Source organism: Shewanella loihica PV-4 (genome assembly GCF_000016065.1).
GTDB lineage: Bacteria > Pseudomonadota > Gammaproteobacteria > Enterobacterales > Shewanellaceae > Shewanella > Shewanella loihica.
The window spans coordinates 3,727,309-3,745,653 of record NC_009092.1 but is presented as its reverse complement, the minus strand read 5'-3'; the positions used below and the strand labels follow the sequence as shown (position 1 = coordinate 3,745,653).

Sequence of the window (18,345 nt, the reverse complement as noted above, 5' to 3'; positions counted from 1 at the left end):
GCCAACTTATCCTAAGAGTTATCATTGTACTTGCAGTATAGGCACTTAGGGAAGTGGTTGATATTTTTATGAATGCAGACGTTCACTTGTTTTCCAAACTCTGTTTGGATTAGCGTCGAGGGGAGCTTCCCTCGTTGGGATGGATACGGCCTTACGGCCGAGAAAGTCGTGGAACTCTGTTCCACACCAAGGGAATGGTTGTTTGCTCTTTTCCAAACTTCGTTTGGATTAACGTCGTGGGATTCCATTCCACACCCGGGCAAGGAGGGCTGCTCGTCCTCGCCCTCCTTGCATCCACCCAGACGCCCCCGACGAAGTTGTTGTTCCTCATGCTTCAATGAAAATCGCCTAACGACTCGGATGGGACTCCTGTCCCTCCGAGTCTTAGCCATCGTCCATGATGGCTATACGGCATTTTCATCTACGCATTTCGGCAACTTCGATGGGGATCTGTTGTAGCCACAACCAGCGTTTGGAGCTATGGCTTGAGTTCGGTTCATTCAGTTTAGGTTCTGATGACGCGGTAGAGTGCCGGGTTGCCGCAGAGGCCTTCTACTTGGACGTGGCCTAGCGCCTGGCGCATCTTTTGCGCTGCCTGGTAGAAGTCGGCCTCGCTCTGCCAGATGGCGACGTTGATTAGCTGGTAGGTGGCGCCCTCGTCTATGGACTGGTGCAGCTGAGTGGAGAGGTAGCCGGGTTGCTGGGCCATGAAATCGCGGTGGGCTTCCCAATATTCGATGGCGGCCTCCAGCTTGTCGGCGGGAACCTTGAAGGGGTTGATGAGTGTGACGGGTGCAGACATGGTGTGATCCTCCATTAAAGTGCGTTACTGGTGAGTTTTTTCTGCTTAAGGCGGCCACTGAGCTTCATGCCGTCTCTGGCGTTGAGTCCCAGTAGATAGAGGTTGGCGGCGCCGCAGCATAGCTCAAGCAGTTGCAGGCTGAAGAAGAGGCTGTCGAACTCCTGGGCACTGGCCATGCGGGCGAGCACTATTGCCAAGGGCAACAACATCAGTAGGCCGTTGGCTGCCGCCAGTTTCATCCTACGCTGTTTAGCCCCTAAGACTCTCCCCTTATTGCCTAGCATATTGCCCGTCACGCCCGTAACCATCATGGCGGGGATCAAGATGAAGAGGCCGGGCATGAGAATCAGCTGCTTGACCGTGATTATCTGCTCAACGCTGCCGAAGAGTTCAACCAAAATTGTGGCAAGGAAGAAGCTTGCTATGCAGGTCGTTGCCGTGATGGCGCCAAACAGATGTAGTGTTTTTTTCATAATGCCTCCGGGCGAATTTTTTCGACTGCTATTTGTCGTCTTTTGGGGTAGAGTATGACAACAAGTTGTCAACATTTGACAGCATATTGTCATATTTGACAGCACATTGTCATATTTGACATTATGCTGTCAAATTGTTCTGGAGAGATTTTTCATGAAAGCATCGCCAGCAGGCCGATTATTTACCGAAATTGTCTTAGAGGTGTTCAAGCTTAGCGGCCAGTTAACGACCGAAGGAGACAAGCTCACTCAGGATGTGCAGATGAGCAGCGCCCGTTGGAAGGTGCTGGGGGCGCTCGGCCGCGCCGGTAATCCCATGACGGTATCCGATGTGGCCCACTCTATGGGCCAGAGTCGTCAGGGCGTGCAACGCCTGGCTAATGAGATGGTCGAGTTAGGCTTCATTGCCCTGGCCGATAACCCGCAACACAAGAAGGCCAAACTACTGCTACTCACCGACAAGGGGGTGGATGTGCTGCAGCAGCTAGAGCAGAAACAGCTTCCCTGGGCGGAAGCCTGTGCCCAAGGGATCGATGCCGAGGCGCTGCAGGTGACCTTGGATACCCTGAGGAAGCTAGAGCGGAAATTATAACGGGGCCGGAGTGCGGCCTGATGGCCGAGGTAAGTCGTGGAACTCCGTTCCACACCAGGGGAATTAAAGTCTTATGGTTGTTTGCTCTTTTTCCAAACTTCGTTTGGATTAACGTCGTGGGATTCCATCCCACACGCGGGCAAGGAGGACTGCTCGTCCTCGCCAAGTACTTCCTTGTAAAAAGCCAGTTCGGCATCCGTGCCTCGCGCTCAAAACGGTCATTGACATGACCTTCGCCCTTGCATCCACCCTGACGCCCCCGACGAAGTTGTGATCCTCATGCTTCAATAAAAATCGCCTAACGACTCGGATGGGACTCCTGTCCCTCCGAGTCTTAGCCATCGTCCATGATGGCTATACGGCATTTTCATTTACGCATCCCGGCTCTGGCATCCTGCTTCGCTCTAACTCCTGCATCCATGGAGTCGTCGGCAACTTCGATGGGGATCTGTTGTAGCTACAACCGGCATTTGCAGCAAGTAAGTAAAAGTTTACTCTGACCCGACTATTCCTAATACTGTAACCACGCATACGCATTGTTTCTTGAACACCGATTAGAAATGGGCTTTTTAGACTCATGATTACCTCATTTCTAATGCGCTGTTTATTTATACAGTGTTATTTGGTATTTCCGAATATCAAGGAAAATAGTGAAATAATTTTGCGCGTTTATACACGTACTAATCCGTATAATTCATTTTTATCAATCAGTTATGTGTTGACTACTTGAGATAATAGGTTTGGAAAACGCGCATGCGCGTTTTTGCAGATGGTATATTTGGCAATATGCTGATAAGTTCATTACATACAGATAGTTAACTGTGCGCGTTTTCACTGGTCCAACGAGATAAACGCGCATGCGCACTAATAAGCTGTTATATATCTTTTGGAGTATCGGTGTTTAAGTTTTTAATTGGTTGTGTTATCGGCTTCTTTGTCGGTTTCGTATCATTCGTATTATTTCTGGTCAGTGATGTTAAGTTTGATCTATCGGTGGTAACAAATTTTATCATTGCTGCGGCGACGGTGGTCGCAACTATCATCCATTTCAGCTCGATTCGACAGCAAAGGAAAGATAGGCTGTGGGATATTAATAAACCAATCTTACTTGGGCTAAGTAAATCTCTATCAATGGTAATAAAAGCTTCTGAGTTCTACCTCCAAGAAGAGTACGCAAGTCGTCGTTTAGATGATGCTCCAGATCCAAAGGACAAACCTGATCCTAACGTCTACAAGGAGTTTGACCAAAAACGAGAATATGCGCTGGAAGTGTACAAAGCTCTAATGGATAAAGAGTTAATCGATGCACTGAAAGAAGCTAAGCGTCTTAACGACAACATAGACCATGGTGTTCATGAATGTGATGTCGATCACATAACAGCATACGAAGAATCAATTTCGGTAAATGAAGATTTACAGAGGAAACTTAGTTTCTTCATTACAAAAACGTCCGGAGTTAATGATATATAACAAACAATTTAAGAGTGATTCAGCACGCTTGGCATTTTAGGTTTGGGTTAAGTTCAGTGTTTACGGTGGTCAAATTAAGTGTCGTGGTAGCGTGCTTCACACCTTAATTGGGCGTTAGCTTCAAAAGCGGAAATCGAGTAAGTAGGAATCACCAGTGAAGATTTTAGAAAAAATATTCGAAGCAATAAAAACTATAGGAACAATAAAATTTTGGCTGATTACGATTTTCACAACACTCGCATTCACAATCGCTGGCTTTTGGTTTAGTAAAAAAGCTATAGAAAACAGATATGTCGAAAGATACGAAGCAATTGATGAACTAGCTAAAAAATTCATATCTATTGAAGATTGGTGGCTAGAAATGCTTTTGGGCGGCTGTATACCAATGTTTCTATTATTTGGCTTGCAATTTTTTCTTCTACGGAAGAATAAAAGAGCAAGAAGGTATCTTTTTTCTGTTTTACCGTTTTTACCAAAGTTAAGTTGGCTTGCCGGGAAGCCGATTTACCTCATGCTAGCTACAAGTTCATTGTTTTTGGGGGCCATGCTATTTTTGGGGTATGAAGGCAATGCCAAGTATTACTGGGGGGTGATTATCCCTGTCTTTCTCTTCGCCTTTACTTTTCTACTTCGCTATACCTACTCACAAATTTTATCAGGAGAAGGGTTTAGTGACTTAACTTATAAATATCATGTGCATATTGGTTGGGCATGCCTGATTATATCACTGTTTTGTTGGGTTTATGTTGACGTGATTTCACCTGTATCTGATTTGTGGATACTAATTGCTGAGCTTACAAAAAATCCATGACAATTATTGCCAGGCAAAAACCTAAAGCTAACAAAGCAATGTTGGTGGACTGCCAAAAGCTCTGGCCTTCGGCCTCCACTTTCGTCAGCCGCAAATTGCGGCGTTAGGTGCTCAATGAGAAATATCACCTTATTACTAATTTGTGTATTGTTTAGTGCTATTTCGATAGCTGTGCCTACAAGCGGATTCTATGCTACGGAAGCATCCGCCACTGCTGAAATAGCTGGCTTAGGAAGGATTGAGTGTGTTCGTTTGATGTTTAAGCCAAACAGTCCGGACTACGCAGATGAAATGCCTACTTATAGTCATTATTTGGTTCTATATCTAGGTGAACCCGTGATCATTGACCGTATAGATGGGCACACTATTACGATTCAGGTTCAAGATGATTTGGTAACAGTGTTTTATCATTCTGGTGCGAATGCTTACCTCTATAAAAAATATGAAATTTATGATAATACATTGTTTTTATTGGAGGAAGGCAATGCTAGCACCTAACCAGTTGCTCAAGCTTACTTTGCCAGCCAAGGCTGGCTCCGTGGGACTGGCGAGTGGCGCCAGCCCCTTAGCAAAGCGTTAGGTGTAAAACATGATTCGAACTTTGATCTTAATGTTCCTTCCTTTGGTTGCGTCTGCTCAAGACCTACAAATGAACTTCAAGGAGTCAGATTTTTTCGGGGCATATGACCACCAGACATATATCAAGAATGGAAAGTACATCCATATCGATGCTCATTACAAATATGATGAAAAGAAAGACAATGTGCTTCCGTTTGTCCCTGAATTTTACTCAATGCAGCTAACCAACGGTAAGACTCAGGAAATTGTCGAAACTCTAAAAATGTACGGCGTACAAAACTGGAAGAAACAATATCCAGAGGATGCGTCTGGTCTTATTTGCGATGGACTCTCATATAACATGTACATAAAAACACATGAGTTCGAGGTGGTTTCAGTGGGCTACTGTCGTTTTCCTGAAAATTATAAGAAAGTGGTAGAGTATTTAGCCTCAATCCACCAGCACCTAACAAGTCAAGCAAGCGGGACGCCGTAACCGGCGCCCCTTCTTGAAGCGTTATAACTCACTCTGAAGCCTGAAGCCTGAAGCCGATATGGAAATAGCCGAAGAAATAAATAATATATTAACTGAATGGAACCCGATTGAAGTTCCAAAAGATATAGCTAGGGTTGAGTATCTTAGTTACGTTGAAAGAATTTTCGAGTTGATCGCTGACAAGGAAAAATTAGTTATATTGCTAGAACGTATTGTTTCTCAGGAAATGGGCTTAAACTATAACCCCCAAAATTCTGAACACAAAACAGAGCTTGTTAATATAGCTGCTCAAATATGTGCTTTAGTTAAGTGAAAGTAAAAATAAAAGTTATAACAAGTTTAGCCAGCATCGCCAGCGCAAAGAGCGCGCTGGCTGGACAGCCTCCGCTGCCGCTGCTAAAGGCGTTAAGCGTCAAAAGTGAATATGAGTAAAGTCCTTAAGCAATTTACAATCTACTCTTTCGGCATGGTTACATGCTTGGTAGTGTCGGCTTTTTGGTGGCGCCTGTGGATGTATCAAGGCTTTATAGGGCCTGTCCCAGTTTTGCACTGGTGCATTAGCTCTGATGGTGAAGGATCGTATGATTTGACGCATTATGAAATGATCATTCATGTAATGACAATTTACTTTTTTGCGTTAGCTGTAAAACGCTTAACAAGGCGCTCAAGCAAGGACGCGCTATCGCGCGCCGCTTAGCTTGGCGTTATAGCTTACATTGATTTATGAGGTTAATCGTTGAAGTCAAAAGAAGTGATTCAGGAAGTTAGAAAGGCTCTTGGTAATACAAAACAAGCAGGCGAAACATCGGTTTCAATTGAAGCAATGGATAACTTCATGGCTCAACTAGAGAAGAGAGCCGAACAAGTTGGGGAGTTTAACAAACTTGAGCATGAACGTTTATTGAAGGAATTTGAGGCGAATAACGCTAGAAATATAGCGGCGTCTCAGAATATGACCTCCCACAGTATCGAAATGTTTAAGTCTGTTATCACTGCGGGACAAGCTGCTTTAAAATCTAGCATGATCATAAATGGTGGTGCAGCGGCTGCGTTGCTAGCCTTTACTGGAAAAATATGGACTGAAGGTTCAACCAAGCTAGTTACAAATGCTCTAACCCACTCAATTTTGTTGTTTTGCATTGGTGTGCTTTTGGCGGCATTCGCAACTGGGACCACTTATCTAGCTCAATTTTCGTATGCGAGAGAATGGCGAAAAACAGGTAATTTCGTTAATGTTTTGAGTGTTGGGAGTGTTTTGTCTTCTTATGGTGTGTTCCTTTATGCTTGTATAAAAGCATCTAGTTCGTTCGCTGTCCATTTTGGAACGCTATAACAAAGCATTTAAGAGTGATTCGCAACGCTTGGCGTTTTCGCTTCGCTCAAGTATAGCAAGCGCTGCTCACACCTTAATGCGGCGTTTCGCCCGATCACTAATGATACTTATAAATGAAAAGTTGGGTCAGAGTTAAGTTTGTTCTAGTTAGTGAGGTTGCAGGTAGAGGCTACGACAAGTCCCCATCGAAGTTGCCGGAGTGGATAGCAGAAAATGGCGTGAGACTCACATGGATGTGAGGCTAGCTTTCGGGGGGCTTGGATGCCCCATCGGAAGCGTCAGTCATTTTCAAATAGCCGCGTAGGGATCACAACTTCGTCTGAGGCGGCACGGGGAGATGCAAGAGGGGGATTGCTGGAGATCCCCCTCTTGCCCTTGGTGTGGAACGGAGTTCCACGACTTACCTCGGCCGTAAGGCCGCACACCGCAGGTGTGGGATGGAATCCCACGACATTAATCCAAACGAAGTTTGGAAACGTAATTCAGGCCGAAAGGCTACACCTACCTTAGTGTGGAATGGAGTTCCACGACTTTCATCTCCAAACGGAGTTTGGAAAATCAGTATTCGGCCGTAAGGCCGCACTCTTGACGCCTGCCATCCCAAACGAAGTTTGGATAAACCATCAACATGACGTTAGTCATCAAAACGTTATTTAAACCATTGTTAACTGACAATGGTGACACGAATCGTTAGAATAACCCCCAGATTATTCCTATCCAGAGCCAACCCCATGCATGTACATATCTTAGGGATCTGCGGCACCTTTATGGGTGGTCTCGCACTCCTTGCTCGCGCTAACGGTCACAAGGTCACGGGCAGCGATGCCAACGTCTATCCACCCATGAGCACTCAGCTCGAGGAGCAGGGGATAGAACTGATCCAGGGCTTCGACCCAAGCCAGCTGGGCCAAAACGAGGACGATGCGCCGGATCTGGTGGTGATAGGTAATGCCATGAGTCGCGGTAATCCCTGTGTCGAGGCTGTGCTCAATCGTGGCCTGAAATACACCTCTGGGCCACAGTTTCTGGCCGAGCATATTCTGACCAATCGTTGGGTACTGGCGGTGTCGGGCACCCATGGCAAGACATCGACCTCCAGCATGCTGGCGTGGATCTTAGAAGATTGCGGCTATGCGCCAGGCTTCTTGATTGGCGGCGTGCCGCAAAATTTCGGTGTGTCGGCGCGGTTGGGGGATTCCCCCTTCTTCGTGGTGGAGGCGGACGAGTATGACAGCGCCTTCTTCGATAAGCGCTCCAAGTTTGTCCACTATCAGCCGCGCACTCTGGTGATCAATAACCTGGAGTTCGATCACGCCGATATCTTCGATGATTTGAAAGCGATCCAGCGTCAGTTTAATCACGTAATACGTACGGTACCGGGTCAGGGCAAGGTGATCTGGCCATCCGCCAGCGACGCGGTGCGCGAGGTGATCGACATGGGCTGCTGGAGCGAGCAAGAGACCTATAACCTGATGGCGGGCAGCCCAGGCTGGTATAGCGAGCTGCTGAGCGAGGATGGCCACAGCTTCGAGCTCTTCTTCGATGGTGAGTCCCAGGGCGTGCTCGACTGGTCACTCATCGGTCAGCACAACGTGGAAAACGCCACCATGGCGATCGCCGCGGCCCGTCACGTGGGCGTCAAGCCTGCGGCGGCTATCGAGGCGCTGACCCGCTTCGCACCGCCAAAGCGTCGCATGGAGCTGATTGGCACTGTCAATGATATCGCCGTGTATGACGACTTTGCTCACCACCCGACGGCGATTGCCACCACGCTACAGGGCTGCCGCGCCAAGGTGGGTGAAGGTCGCATCATAGTGGTGCTGGAGCCGCGCTCTAACACCATGAAACGCGGCGTGCACAAGGATACCCTGGCGGGCTCTATGGCGCTGGCCGATGCCGCCTACCTGTATCAGGCTGACAATATCGACTGGGACGTGGAAGCGGCCATGGCCAAGGCCGAGTTGCCTGTGACTGTGCTATACCAGATAGATGAGCTGGCGGACAGCGTGACTGCGGCGGCAAGGCCCGGCGACACCATCATAGTGATGAGCAACGGTGGATTCGGCGGCCTACACGGCAAGCTGCTGGCTAAGCTGGAAGAGATCAAGGCTTGAGTCTAGCCAGTAAGGGTTAGACTCGGGTCTTCAACATAGAGAGTGATATGAATTATCCCAAGCGGGCCAAGGCGATCAGCCTGGCCTGGACCGGCGCCAGCGGGGCGCCATACGGACTCAAGCTGCTGGAATGCCTGTTGATGGCGGATTATCAGGTGTTTTTGATGATCTCCAGCGCGGCGCGCGTGGTGCTGGCGACCGAACATGGGCTGCAGCTCAGCGCTAACGGTGACAAGGCCAAGGCCCAGTTGCTGGCGCTGTTTGCCGAGCGCGGCAATGAGGCGGCCGGTGAGCTGCATGTGCTGGGCAAGGAGGAGTGGTTCTCGCCACCGGCCTCTGGTTCGGCGGCGCCCAAGCAGATGGTGATCTGCCCCTGCAGTACCGGCACCCTGGCGGCGGTGGCCACCGGCATGAGCAATAGCCTGCTGGAGCGGGCCGCCGATGTGGTGATAAAAGAGCGGGGTCAGCTGATCCTGGTGCCCAGAGAAACCCCCTTTAGCAGCATACACTTAGAGCATATGCTGTCCCTGTCGCGCCTCGGCGCCACCATAATGCCGGCGGCTCCCGGCTTTTATCATGATCCCAAATCGGTTGAAGATCTGGTAGACTTCATGGTCGCTCGGATCTTAGACCATCTGGGTGTCGACCACGGGTTAACCAAGCGTTGGGGCTATGATAAGCACAGTGCCGACAACCGCGACAATTAACACAAATTTGAGAAGAGTATGAAACACACTACCGAAGTGATGATCTCGGCAGATGAGATTGAACAACAACTGGATATCCTGGCAGCGCAGATCAATGCCCATTACGCCAATAGCGAACGCCTGCTAATGGTTGGCCTGCTGAAGGGGTCTGTGGTCTTTATGGCCGACCTCTGCCGCCGCATCAAGGGCCACGTTGAGATCGATTTCATGTCGGTATCCAGCTACGGCAACGCCATGACCAGTTCGCGCGACGTGAAGATCCTAAAGGATGTGCAGTCGGATATCGAAGGCCGTGACGTGTTGATCGTCGAAGACCTGATCGATTCGGGTAATACCCTGAACAAGGTGCGCGAGATGCTATTGCTGCGCGAACCTAAGAGCCTGGCCCTCTGCACCTTGCTGGACAAGCCAGAGCGCCGCGAGGTTGATGTACCGGTAGACTTTATCGGCTTCACCATTCCCGATGAGTTTATCGTCGGCTATGGTATCGACTATGCCGAGCAGTATCGCAACCTGCCTTACATCGCTAAAGTCGTACCCCTAGATTAATCGCGCCGTCGTTAAGATTTTAAACTCCTGCTTTGTGCGGGAGTTTTTGTTTTTTCATATCAATAGCAATACCAATTTCAAGATCAGGATAACGGAAGTCACTAATGACCAAAGAGCCATATGCTTTAGTTATCGACTCGCTCAGAAAAACCTACAAGGGCGGTGTCGAAGCGGTAAAAGGGATCAGCCTTAAGGTCGAGGCGGGGGATTTCTTTGCCCTGCTGGGCCCCAACGGCGCCGGCAAGTCCACCACGATCGGGGTGATCTGCTCCCTGGTGCAGAAGAGTTCCGGCAAGGTGAAGGTGTTCGAACACGATATCGACACCCAGCTGGAGCTGGCCAAGATGTCCATCGGCCTGGTGCCCCAGGAGTTTAACTTCAACCAGTTTGAGACTGTGCAGCAGATAGTGGTCAATCAGGCCGGCTATTTCGGCGTCTCCCGCGAGGTGGCTTTCGAGCGCGCCAAGAAGTACCTGAGTCAGCTGGACCTGTGGGACAAGCGTAACAGCCCGTCACGGGCCCTCTCGGGCGGCATGAAGCGCCGCCTGATGATCGCCCGCGCCCTGATGCACGAGCCCAAGCTGCTGATTCTGGATGAGCCCACCGCCGGGGTGGATATCGAGCTCAGACGCTCCATGTGGACCTTCTTGACGGATCTTAACCGCCAGGGGGTGACCATCATCTTGACCACCCACTACTTGGAAGAGGCCGAGATGCTGTGCCGCAACATAGGCATCATAGACAAGGGCGAGCTGGTGGAGTGCACCAGCATGAAGTCCCTGCTCAGCCGCCTTAACATGGAGACCTTCGTGTTCGACCTCAAGGCCGACATCAACGAGGCGCCGACCCTCGAGGGGATCAGCTGTCGCCTGACCGACCCACACACATTAGAGGTGGATGTGGAGAAGGCCCATAGCATCAACAGCGTGTTCGCCCAGCTCACCGAGCAGGGGATAGAGGTGTTGTCTATGCGTAATAAGGCTAACCGATTGGAGGAGCTGTTTGTGGAGCTGGTGGAGCAAGGTAAGGGAGGCAGCAAAGTATGAGCTCGAGCATGAACATGAAGCACGTTTACTTTACCGCCTTTAAGAGCATATTGATCAAGGAGGTGACCCGCTTCACCCGTATCTGGGTGCAGACCCTGGTGCCGCCGGCGATCTCTATGACCCTCTATTTTCTGATCTTCGGTAACCTGGTGGGTAAGCGCATCGGCGAGATGGGCGGTGTGAGCTATATGGAATTTATCGCCCCCGGCCTCATCATGATGTCGGTGATCACCGCCTCCTACTCCAACGTGGCATCATCCTTCTTCAGCGCCAAGTTCCAGCGTAACCTGGAGGAGCTGATCGTCGCGCCCGTGCCTCACTATGTGATGATCGCCGGTTACGTGGGCGGTGGCGTCGCCCGTGGCCTGTGTGTCGGCACCATAGTGACTCTGGTGGCCATGTTCTTCGTGGATATCAGCCTGCATCACGCAGGGCTGGTGGCCCTGACGGTGCTGCTGACCTCTATCCTGTTCGCCCTGGGCGGGCTTATCAACGCCGTGTTTGCCAAGAGCTATGATGACATCAGCATAGTGCCCACCTTCGTACTGACGCCGCTGACCTATCTGGGCGGCGTCTTCTACTCGCTGACTCTGCTGCCGAGCTTCTGGCAGGGGGTGTCGCAGCTCAACCCTGTGGTCTATATGATCAACGTTTTCCGCTATGGCTTCCTGGGGTATGCCGACATCAGTATCGGCCTGTCGGTGGCTATCATGGTCGGCTTCTGCGCCGGACTCTGGTTGGTGGCCTACTACCTGATCAGCCGTGGCATAGGCTTGAGAACCTAGTTGGTTCATGACAGACAAACCCAACTAAAAAGCCCCACCTTGGTGGGGCTTTTTTATGGCTGTATTCTTTAATGCATGGCGTGCTTCGACTAGTTATCTTCCAAATAGCGCACCATCTCAAACAGCTGCGCCAGGCTGTCGGCGCCTATCTTGGCGCTGCAGAAGTGACCATTCTGGCAGGCATAATCGCTGACCCATTGGACTATCTGTGAAAGGGCTATCTTCTCGTCCGAGGGGCGTAGAGCGCCATCTTGGCAGTGGTAGCAGATGCCCTGGCTGTCGATAAGGGTCAGGAACTCGGCCTCTAGGTGATCGCGCTCGGCGAGCCACTCTTCCAGGCTCTCTAACAGCATCAGCTGCTTGTCGCTGGCGACCTTGAGCAGTAGTGGCCAGTGGGGAGTCATATCTGAGTCTGCTCCGGTGGCATCTCGACCTCGGGATGGTTTTGGTTACAGCCCAGGTGGAAGTAGGCGCCGGGCTTGTCCTCTATGCCATGGGCCAGGCCGAAGGCATAGCCTTTGACATAGATAAACAGATACAGCGCCGCGTCTTTGTCGTCGTCATAGGCCTTGAGGGTCTGTCGCAGCTCGCTGTTGACCTCCTCTTGGTCCATGGAAAAGCCCATATCGATGGCGAGCTTGGCGCACAGCAGGGGGGCGATCACCTCGCTCTGGGTCGTCAGGTATTGGGCATGGTCGACGAAGCTGTCGATATTGAGTTCGCGGGAGTCATAGGCAGGTGTGAAGAAGGTTTGGCGCAGATAGAATCCCAGCAGAAGCAGGCCGATAACGAGCAGGCTCAACTGGGTCTTGTTCATGGCGACCTCGCGACTTACGCAAATTAAGAATGTGTTAACGTTTTAAGGCTAATCTGTCAAAGCCAGTGCTTCACGGCGAATCTTGTACGACTAATCTTGCCGGGCTGATGCCGCGCTACTCATCTTGTACGGCGAATTTTGCACTACTAGTTAGTGTTGTACTACCTGAGGGGCGCCTCTGTCGGGCTGCTCTTCCTGCTCTTTCTGTTCTTCCTGCTCGGGCGCCTGTGTGATGCGCAGCTTGTGTTGCTGCAGCATGAGCATGGCGTCGTCGTTGAGCTTAATCAGGCCGTCGAAGTAGCGGTTCATCTCATCGAGCTTGGCGAGAAACTCAGGGTCATCCTTGGCCTGTTTCTGCCAGTAACGCTTGCGATCCAGTTTCTGTTTCTCGCTGGCCCTTAGGATCTCATAATAGCTGTTTTCCTGCTTGAGGCGGTAGATTTCGGCGTCGATCAGCTGTAACAGCTTCTCCTGGGAGAGGGTGCGCTTGTTGAGCAGCGCCTGCAGAGGGTCGACCTTCTCCTTGGGCTTGTCGCTGTCGGTTTCCGTGGTGATGCCGAGTTGGTATTGGATATGGTGCTGCTTAAACTCTTTCGGGCAGGAGGTCTGGCTGAACACCACCTTGTCGCCCTTGATGCACTTGTATATGCTGCTGGCGTGGCTAAGGCCGGGAAGCAACAGGAGTGCGATGGCTAAGAGCAGTTTTCCCATGGAGCGATAATTCCTCTATCTGCGTCGAGTCCAGGCGGCATCGTAAGCTGAGCGGTCGCCGCGACGACTCATGTCCCTTTCTCTTGTGTAACGAATCTTTAGCTAACTTTATGTCATTTTACTTCATTTTGGCGTCCATACCGGCAAGCTTAGGTCGCTAACTTATTGGGATATTAAGCTCAGTATGGTCAGCTATTACTATGGCGCAACTCTTGGAATAACACCAGTATTTTGCATGACTTAGGTTGTATGAGTAAGGTGATTTGTACTCGAATGCGGGGAGGGCAGAGATAAAAAACCGCGATGTGAGCTGATGTCACACCGCGGAGTTTGCTTGGGTGGGGTTATCTAAACCTTAAATCGGTTGCCTAGCGGCTGCATTCTTCCAGCAGATAGGCCAGGTGGCGATAGGAGATGCCGCTGTGCTGGGTCAGACCCACTTCACACATGCGGTTGGCGTAGTAGCCCTCCTTGATATCGACCGGGATCAGCTTCTTGATGTTGCGCAGGGCGCTGGCGTTGATCTCAGGCTTGTACAAGCCCTTCTCGCCGGCGTAACCACAACACTCGATCCCCTCTGGCAGCTTAACGCCGTTACTACAGGCATCGGCCAGGGCCTGCATCTTAGGCTCAAGCTTCATCTTGCGGGCGCTACAGCCAAGGTGCAGTGCCACGTTGACCTTCTTGGTAAAGGTCAGCTTAGGCAAGATCTTGTCATGCATGAACTCGACCAGATCGGTAATTTCCACCTTAGGGTTGCCTGTCAGGGTACGGTAGGTACAGGAGAGTGCATCCACCACCACAGGCACCTTGCCGTTGTCACTCAGGGCGCTCAGGGCATCGATCAGCTCGTCACGCTTGGCGTCGGCGTTCTTGAAGTCACCCTTAGATTCCCACATCTGGCCGCAGCACAGGTGACGGGTGTTGTCTGGGGTGACCACGTTGTAACCGGCGCGCTCCAGCAGGGTGACTACGACTTCTGGCAGGGTGCGGTTGTCGGGATCTTTCGGGGTCGGGCCGAAGGTGCGACCACCACAGGCCGGGAAGTAGACCACAGTCTCCTTGTCTGGCGAGGCTGGGCTTGGCTTAGGCAGCTTGCCGCCCTTGGCGAAATCTGGGTTCCAGTAAGGCACCTCTTTGGACACCATTCGGCCCACCTTCATCAGGCCGTTGGTGACGCTGTCGCCTGTGACCTTGTGGATGATGCTGAGCACGTCGAAACCTGTGCTGATCACCTGGTTGACGGCGCCGAAGTGTTTGGCCTGGAAGTCCAGCACCTTCTGTTCGGTCGTGGTGATGTATGGGGTTCTCAGCTTACGCACCAGCTGACCCATGCTGTTGTCTACCGGACAGGCGATGGTACAGAGCTGACAGGCGGCGCAGGTGTCGACCACGTCATACTTGGCGGCGGCGCGCATCTCTTCGGCGGCCTGTTTGTCGCCAGAGGCCTCCAGGCGGGCGATTTCACGCAGAGTGGCGATACGCTGACGCGGAGTGAAGTTAAGCGCCGAGGTCGGACAGGTCTTCTCACAGAAGCCACACTCGATACATCTGTCCACAAAGTCGTCGACCACAGGGCATGGCTTGATGTTCTTGACGTGCACGTTGGCGTCGTCGTTGAGGATCACCCCAGGGTTTAGCAGGCCTTGGGGATCGAAGATCTGCTTGATGCGCTTCATCAGGGTGTAGGCATCGGCGCCCCATTCCATCTCGACGAATGGTGCTACCGCGCGGCCTGTGCCGTGCTCGGCTTTCATGGAGCCGTCATACTTGTTGATCACCATCTCGGCCACGTCTTGCATGAAGCCGTGGAAGCGATCGATATCTTCCTGTGAGGCAAAGGTCGGCGTGATGATGAAGTGGAAGTTACCCGCCAGCGCATGGCCGTAGATCACCCCTTCAGGGTAGCCATGCTTGTGGAACAGGGCGGTCAAATCTGTGGCTGCATTGGCCAGGTGTTCCAGCTCGAAGGCCACGTCTTCGATGATCACCGAGGTGCCCTTCGGACGCTCGCCGCCTATGATAGGGAAGAGGCCAGAGCGCATCGCCCAGTACTTGCTGTAGACCTCGGGGTCACGGCTGAAGCTGATAGGACGCTCGGTTTCGATATGGGCCAGCTTGGCGATCACATCCTGGGTGTAGGCATCCAGGGTCGCCTCGTCGTTGGCTCGGGATTCGATAAGCAGGATGGCGGCGCCTTCTGGCAGCTCGCTCAGCCAGTCTGGCATCCCCTTCTTGCCAGTGACCGCCTTGATCGACGCCCAGTCCAGCAGCTCGGCGGCCGCGACGCTGTCGCATTTGATTGGCGGAATGGCGCGGGCCGCATCTTCCATGTTGAAGAATACCGCCATGGCCGAGGCCTTGAACTTGGCCTCATCGACCGTGTTGTAGGTGACCTCTTCGACGAAGGCCAGGGTGCCCTCGGCGCCGACGATCAGGTGGTTGATCAGCTCGAACGGATCCTCGAAGTCCACCAGGGCGTTAATGCTGTAGCCTGTGGTGTTCTTGATGGAGTATTTCTTGCGAATGCGATCGGCCAGTACCGGGTTGCTGGCGGTGAGCTTGGCGAGATCGGTCAGTTCGCTAAGCAGCTGCTGGTGAGACTCGCGAAACGCTTCTTTTGAGCGCTCACAGCCTGTGTCCAGACGGGTACCGTCGGCGAAGAGTAGCTTGGCCGAGGCTATGGTCTGGTAGCTGTTCTGGGCCGTGCCACAGCACATGCCCGAGGCATTGTTAGAGACGATACCGCCTACCATGGCCGAGGCCAGGGTGGCCGGATCCGGGCCAATCTTCTTGTTGAATGGCTTAAGCGCCAGGTTGGCGTCGCCACCGATAACGGCCGCGCCGAGTGAGATCTGGTTGTGATCCTCGCTGACGGCGATCTTTCTGAAGCCGTCGTGACCTAGGATCAACAAGATACCTTCGCCGATGGCCTGGCCTGAGAGACTGGTGCCGGCGGCGCGGAAGGTCACTGGAGCATTGTGCTGGCGCGCGACTTCGAGTGTGTCACGGGCATCTTCCAGAGTCTCGGCGTGTACCACCACCTCTGGCACGATACGGAAATAACTGGCGTCGGTGGACCAGGCGAAACGACGCACTGCATCGTCTGAGACGGCTTCATCACCGAGTTTGGCGCGTAAATCTGCGACTACTGCTGAATAATTAATCGACATAACATTACTCTTTAATTCGACCCACAGAAAGGCGGGTTCATCACGTCCGCCTTTCTCGAGTTATCTGTTATAGACCGCCCCAAAGGGTAGCGATAGTACCTGCAATCAAGGCATAACCCAGAGCGACGGGCATGGTTTTACGGATAATTTCTGATTCACGGCCAGCCATACCCACCACGGTAGCGGCGGCGACCACGTTCATGACACACATCATGTTACCTGCGTTGGCACCAATGCCTTGTAGGGCTAGGACTAACGCGTGGTTCATGCCGATGTTGTCGGCCACGCTGTACTGCAGGCCAGAGAACATCATGTTAGAGAAGGTGGCTGAGCCCGATAGGAAGGCACCGAAGATACCCACAATCGGTGACATCCAGGCCCAGATGGCGCCCATAGAGCCAGCCAGCATGTCGGCCAAGGCAACCGGCATAGACTGCAGGCCCGCCTCGTTGGTGCCAGAGTTAAGGAAGATCTTCACCATAGGCACAGAGGCGCCCAGGGAGATGATGGTCGGCAGCATAGACTTGCAAGAGACGGTGATCGACTCCTTGATCGCTGGCGATTTCATCTTAAACAGCACGAAGCCCAGGATACAAACCAGCACGAAGAAGGCGCCAGGCGCGTACAGGGTCGCGAAACCGGCTTTCAGCTCAGTGCCCAGCAGATTAGTCCAGCTGATGTTGAAGCTGGTGAGCCAGGCCTTGAGTGGCGCCACGGTGCGAGACAGTACCAGCAGGCCAGCCATGATGATGTAAGGGGTCCAGGCGGCAACCTGAGAGAACTGCGCCTTGGTCTCTACCTTAGCCTGAGTCTGGTTGTCGTTTTCGGCGAAATCGTTCCAAGGAGTCTTAGGCAGTAGCAAGCCTTTGCGTGCCACAGGAATCACTAGCGCCATACCAACCAGAGAGCCGATAACCGATGGGAACTCTGGACCGGCGAAGTAGTTGATAAGCCAGGCTGGTACGGTAAAGGCTAAGCCGGCGAACAGGGCAAATTTCCAGATCGCCAGACCCTCTTTGAACGACTTGTTGCGGCCGAAGAAGCCGGTGAGTACAGAGACGAGAACCAGCGGGATCAGGGTACCTGTCACCAGATCGATAGTGATCATGTGCAGGGCGATAAACTGGGCATAGTCGGCGAAGCTGGTGCCGTGCTGGGCGATCTGGTCGGCAGCCATACTTACACCGCCTTGCATCAGACCCTGCTCCATACCGAACAGAACTGGCAGACCGATGGCGCCGAAGGAGACGCTGGTAGAGTCGGCGATCAGGGCAACCACTGCGGCAGCCACAGGCGGCACACCTAGCAGTACCAGCAGCGGCGCGCCGATGGCGGCTGGGGTACCGAAACCGGCAGAGCCTTCGATAAATGAACCAAATAACCAACAGATGATGATCACCTGCACGCGGGCATCACCACTGATGTTGGTAAAGCCGGCGCGGATGGTGTCCATGGCACCCGAATACTTCAGGGTGTTCAGCAGGAACACGGCGCCGAAGATGATGCTCAGTGGAGTCAGGGCCGAGAGTAGGCCTTCGACCACAGAGGCACCTAAGATGGTGGTATCCATCTGCCAGATAAAGACGGCGGCAAGACCTGTCATTACCATAGAGATGGGCATGGCGCGAGATGCGGGCATCTTGAGTAGCACCAAAAATAGCATAACGCTGATTACAGGCGTCAAACTGGCGAGTAGTTGAAGTAGGGTCATGATTGCCTCTTACTGTCGTTACTTGGTTATTTTAGTTGTTGTCGATGCTGACTCGTCCGATGCAGCATCCTGTGTTGTCGGAAGCTATTCCCAAATGGAATCGTTTCATCCTTGATGCGTAATAAACGCTAATTCACCAAATGCAAATATGATCTAGATCATTATGTGCTGATTATGTGAGATGGGGTTAGATGGGT

Annotated in this window: 19 protein-coding genes; 12 read left to right on the top strand and 7 right to left on the bottom strand. The window is 52.0% G+C overall.

The window, feature by feature from the left end; translation table 11 throughout:
* Positions 1-505 precede the first annotated feature (505 nt).
* Together SHEW_RS16310 and SHEW_RS16305 are read right to left on the bottom strand one after the other, a co-directional pair.
* A complete protein-coding gene (locus SHEW_RS16310) occupies positions 506-802 on the bottom strand; it encodes an antibiotic biosynthesis monooxygenase family protein (protein WP_011866946.1) in 297 nt (98 codons plus the stop codon).
* 14 nt (positions 803-816) lie between these two features.
* The gene (locus tag SHEW_RS16305; RefSeq protein WP_011866945.1) at positions 817-1,275 is read right to left on the bottom strand and encodes a hypothetical protein; all 459 of its coding nucleotides are present in this window, start codon (positions 1,273-1,275) and stop codon (positions 817-819) included.
* Between the two features lie 154 nt (positions 1,276-1,429).
* Here SHEW_RS16305 and SHEW_RS16300 point away from each other — a divergent pair, with 154 nt between their 5' ends.
* From SHEW_RS16300 to SHEW_RS16245, 12 genes are all read left to right on the top strand, one after another.
* Positions 1,430-1,867: a MarR family winged helix-turn-helix transcriptional regulator gene (locus tag SHEW_RS16300; protein WP_011866944.1), complete on the top strand. Its 438-nt coding sequence runs from the start codon at positions 1,430-1,432 to the stop codon at positions 1,865-1,867.
* Positions 1,868-2,764: 897 nt separating this feature from the next.
* Complete coding sequence (locus SHEW_RS16295; RefSeq protein WP_011866943.1) at positions 2,765-3,337, top strand: hypothetical protein; 573 nt, start codon at positions 2,765-2,767, stop codon at positions 3,335-3,337.
* Positions 3,338-3,491: 154 nt separating this feature from the next.
* Positions 3,492-4,148 carry a hypothetical protein gene (locus SHEW_RS16290; protein ID WP_041406721.1) on the top strand — a complete coding sequence of 219 codons (657 nt, stop codon included), beginning with the start codon at positions 3,492-3,494 and terminating at the stop codon, positions 4,146-4,148.
* Between the two features lie 114 nt (positions 4,149-4,262).
* On the top strand, positions 4,263-4,646 hold the full coding sequence (locus tag SHEW_RS20750; RefSeq protein WP_150099978.1) for a hypothetical protein: 384 nt from the start codon (positions 4,263-4,265) through the stop codon (positions 4,644-4,646).
* A 91-nt stretch (positions 4,647-4,737) separates the two neighbouring features.
* On the top strand, positions 4,738-5,202 hold the full coding sequence (locus tag SHEW_RS16280) for a hypothetical protein (RefSeq protein WP_011866942.1): 465 nt from the start codon (positions 4,738-4,740) through the stop codon (positions 5,200-5,202).
* A 58-nt stretch (positions 5,203-5,260) separates the two neighbouring features.
* Positions 5,261-5,515: a hypothetical protein gene (locus SHEW_RS16275; protein WP_041406719.1), complete on the top strand. Its 255-nt coding sequence runs from the start codon at positions 5,261-5,263 to the stop codon at positions 5,513-5,515.
* A 423-nt stretch (positions 5,516-5,938) separates the two neighbouring features.
* On the top strand, positions 5,939-6,535 hold the full coding sequence (locus SHEW_RS16270; RefSeq protein WP_011866941.1) for a hypothetical protein: 597 nt from the start codon (positions 5,939-5,941) through the stop codon (positions 6,533-6,535).
* 731 nt (positions 6,536-7,266) lie between these two features.
* A complete protein-coding gene (mpl, locus tag SHEW_RS16265; RefSeq protein WP_041406718.1) occupies positions 7,267-8,649 on the top strand; it encodes a UDP-N-acetylmuramate:L-alanyl-gamma-D-glutamyl-meso-diaminopimelate ligase in 1,383 nt (460 codons plus the stop codon).
* 47 nt (positions 8,650-8,696) lie between these two features.
* Positions 8,697-9,356, top strand: a complete 660-nt coding sequence (locus SHEW_RS16260; protein WP_011866939.1) for a flavin prenyltransferase UbiX — start codon at positions 8,697-8,699, stop codon at positions 9,354-9,356.
* Positions 9,357-9,374: 18 nt separating this feature from the next.
* Positions 9,375-9,905: a hypoxanthine phosphoribosyltransferase gene (gene hpt / locus SHEW_RS16255; protein ID WP_011866938.1), complete on the top strand. Its 531-nt coding sequence runs from the start codon at positions 9,375-9,377 to the stop codon at positions 9,903-9,905.
* Between the two features lie 104 nt (positions 9,906-10,009).
* Positions 10,010-10,951, top strand: coding sequence for an ABC transporter ATP-binding protein (locus SHEW_RS16250; protein ID WP_011866937.1), 942 nt, complete (start codon positions 10,010-10,012; stop codon positions 10,949-10,951).
* 14 nt (positions 10,952-10,965) lie between these two features.
* Positions 10,966-11,736: an ABC transporter permease gene (locus tag SHEW_RS16245; protein ID WP_086023637.1), complete on the top strand. Its 771-nt coding sequence runs from the start codon at positions 10,966-10,968 to the stop codon at positions 11,734-11,736.
* Between the two features lie 89 nt (positions 11,737-11,825).
* Here SHEW_RS16245 and SHEW_RS16240 read toward each other — a convergent pair whose 3' ends face one another.
* The 5 genes from SHEW_RS16240 to SHEW_RS16220 all read right to left on the bottom strand — a co-directional run bounded on the left by SHEW_RS16240 (position 11,826) and on the right by SHEW_RS16220 (position 18,148).
* The gene (locus tag SHEW_RS16240) at positions 11,826-12,140 is read right to left on the bottom strand and encodes a DUF4144 family protein (RefSeq protein ID WP_011866935.1); all 315 of its coding nucleotides are present in this window, start codon (positions 12,138-12,140) and stop codon (positions 11,826-11,828) included.
* On the bottom strand, positions 12,137-12,553 hold the full coding sequence (locus tag SHEW_RS16235; protein WP_011866934.1) for a hypothetical protein: 417 nt from the start codon (positions 12,551-12,553) through the stop codon (positions 12,137-12,139). The genes SHEW_RS16240 and SHEW_RS16235 overlap by 4 nt, the downstream gene beginning before the upstream one ends.
* A gap of 150 nt (positions 12,554-12,703) precedes the next feature.
* The gene (locus SHEW_RS16230; protein ID WP_011866933.1) at positions 12,704-13,264 is read right to left on the bottom strand and encodes a hypothetical protein; all 561 of its coding nucleotides are present in this window, start codon (positions 13,262-13,264) and stop codon (positions 12,704-12,706) included.
* 368 nt (positions 13,265-13,632) lie between these two features.
* Complete coding sequence (locus SHEW_RS16225) at positions 13,633-16,437, bottom strand: FAD-binding and (Fe-S)-binding domain-containing protein (RefSeq protein ID WP_011866932.1); 2,805 nt, start codon at positions 16,435-16,437, stop codon at positions 13,633-13,635.
* A gap of 67 nt (positions 16,438-16,504) precedes the next feature.
* A complete protein-coding gene (locus SHEW_RS16220; protein WP_011866931.1) occupies positions 16,505-18,148 on the bottom strand; it encodes an L-lactate permease in 1,644 nt (547 codons plus the stop codon).
* Between the last annotated feature and the right edge of the window lie 197 nt (positions 18,149-18,345).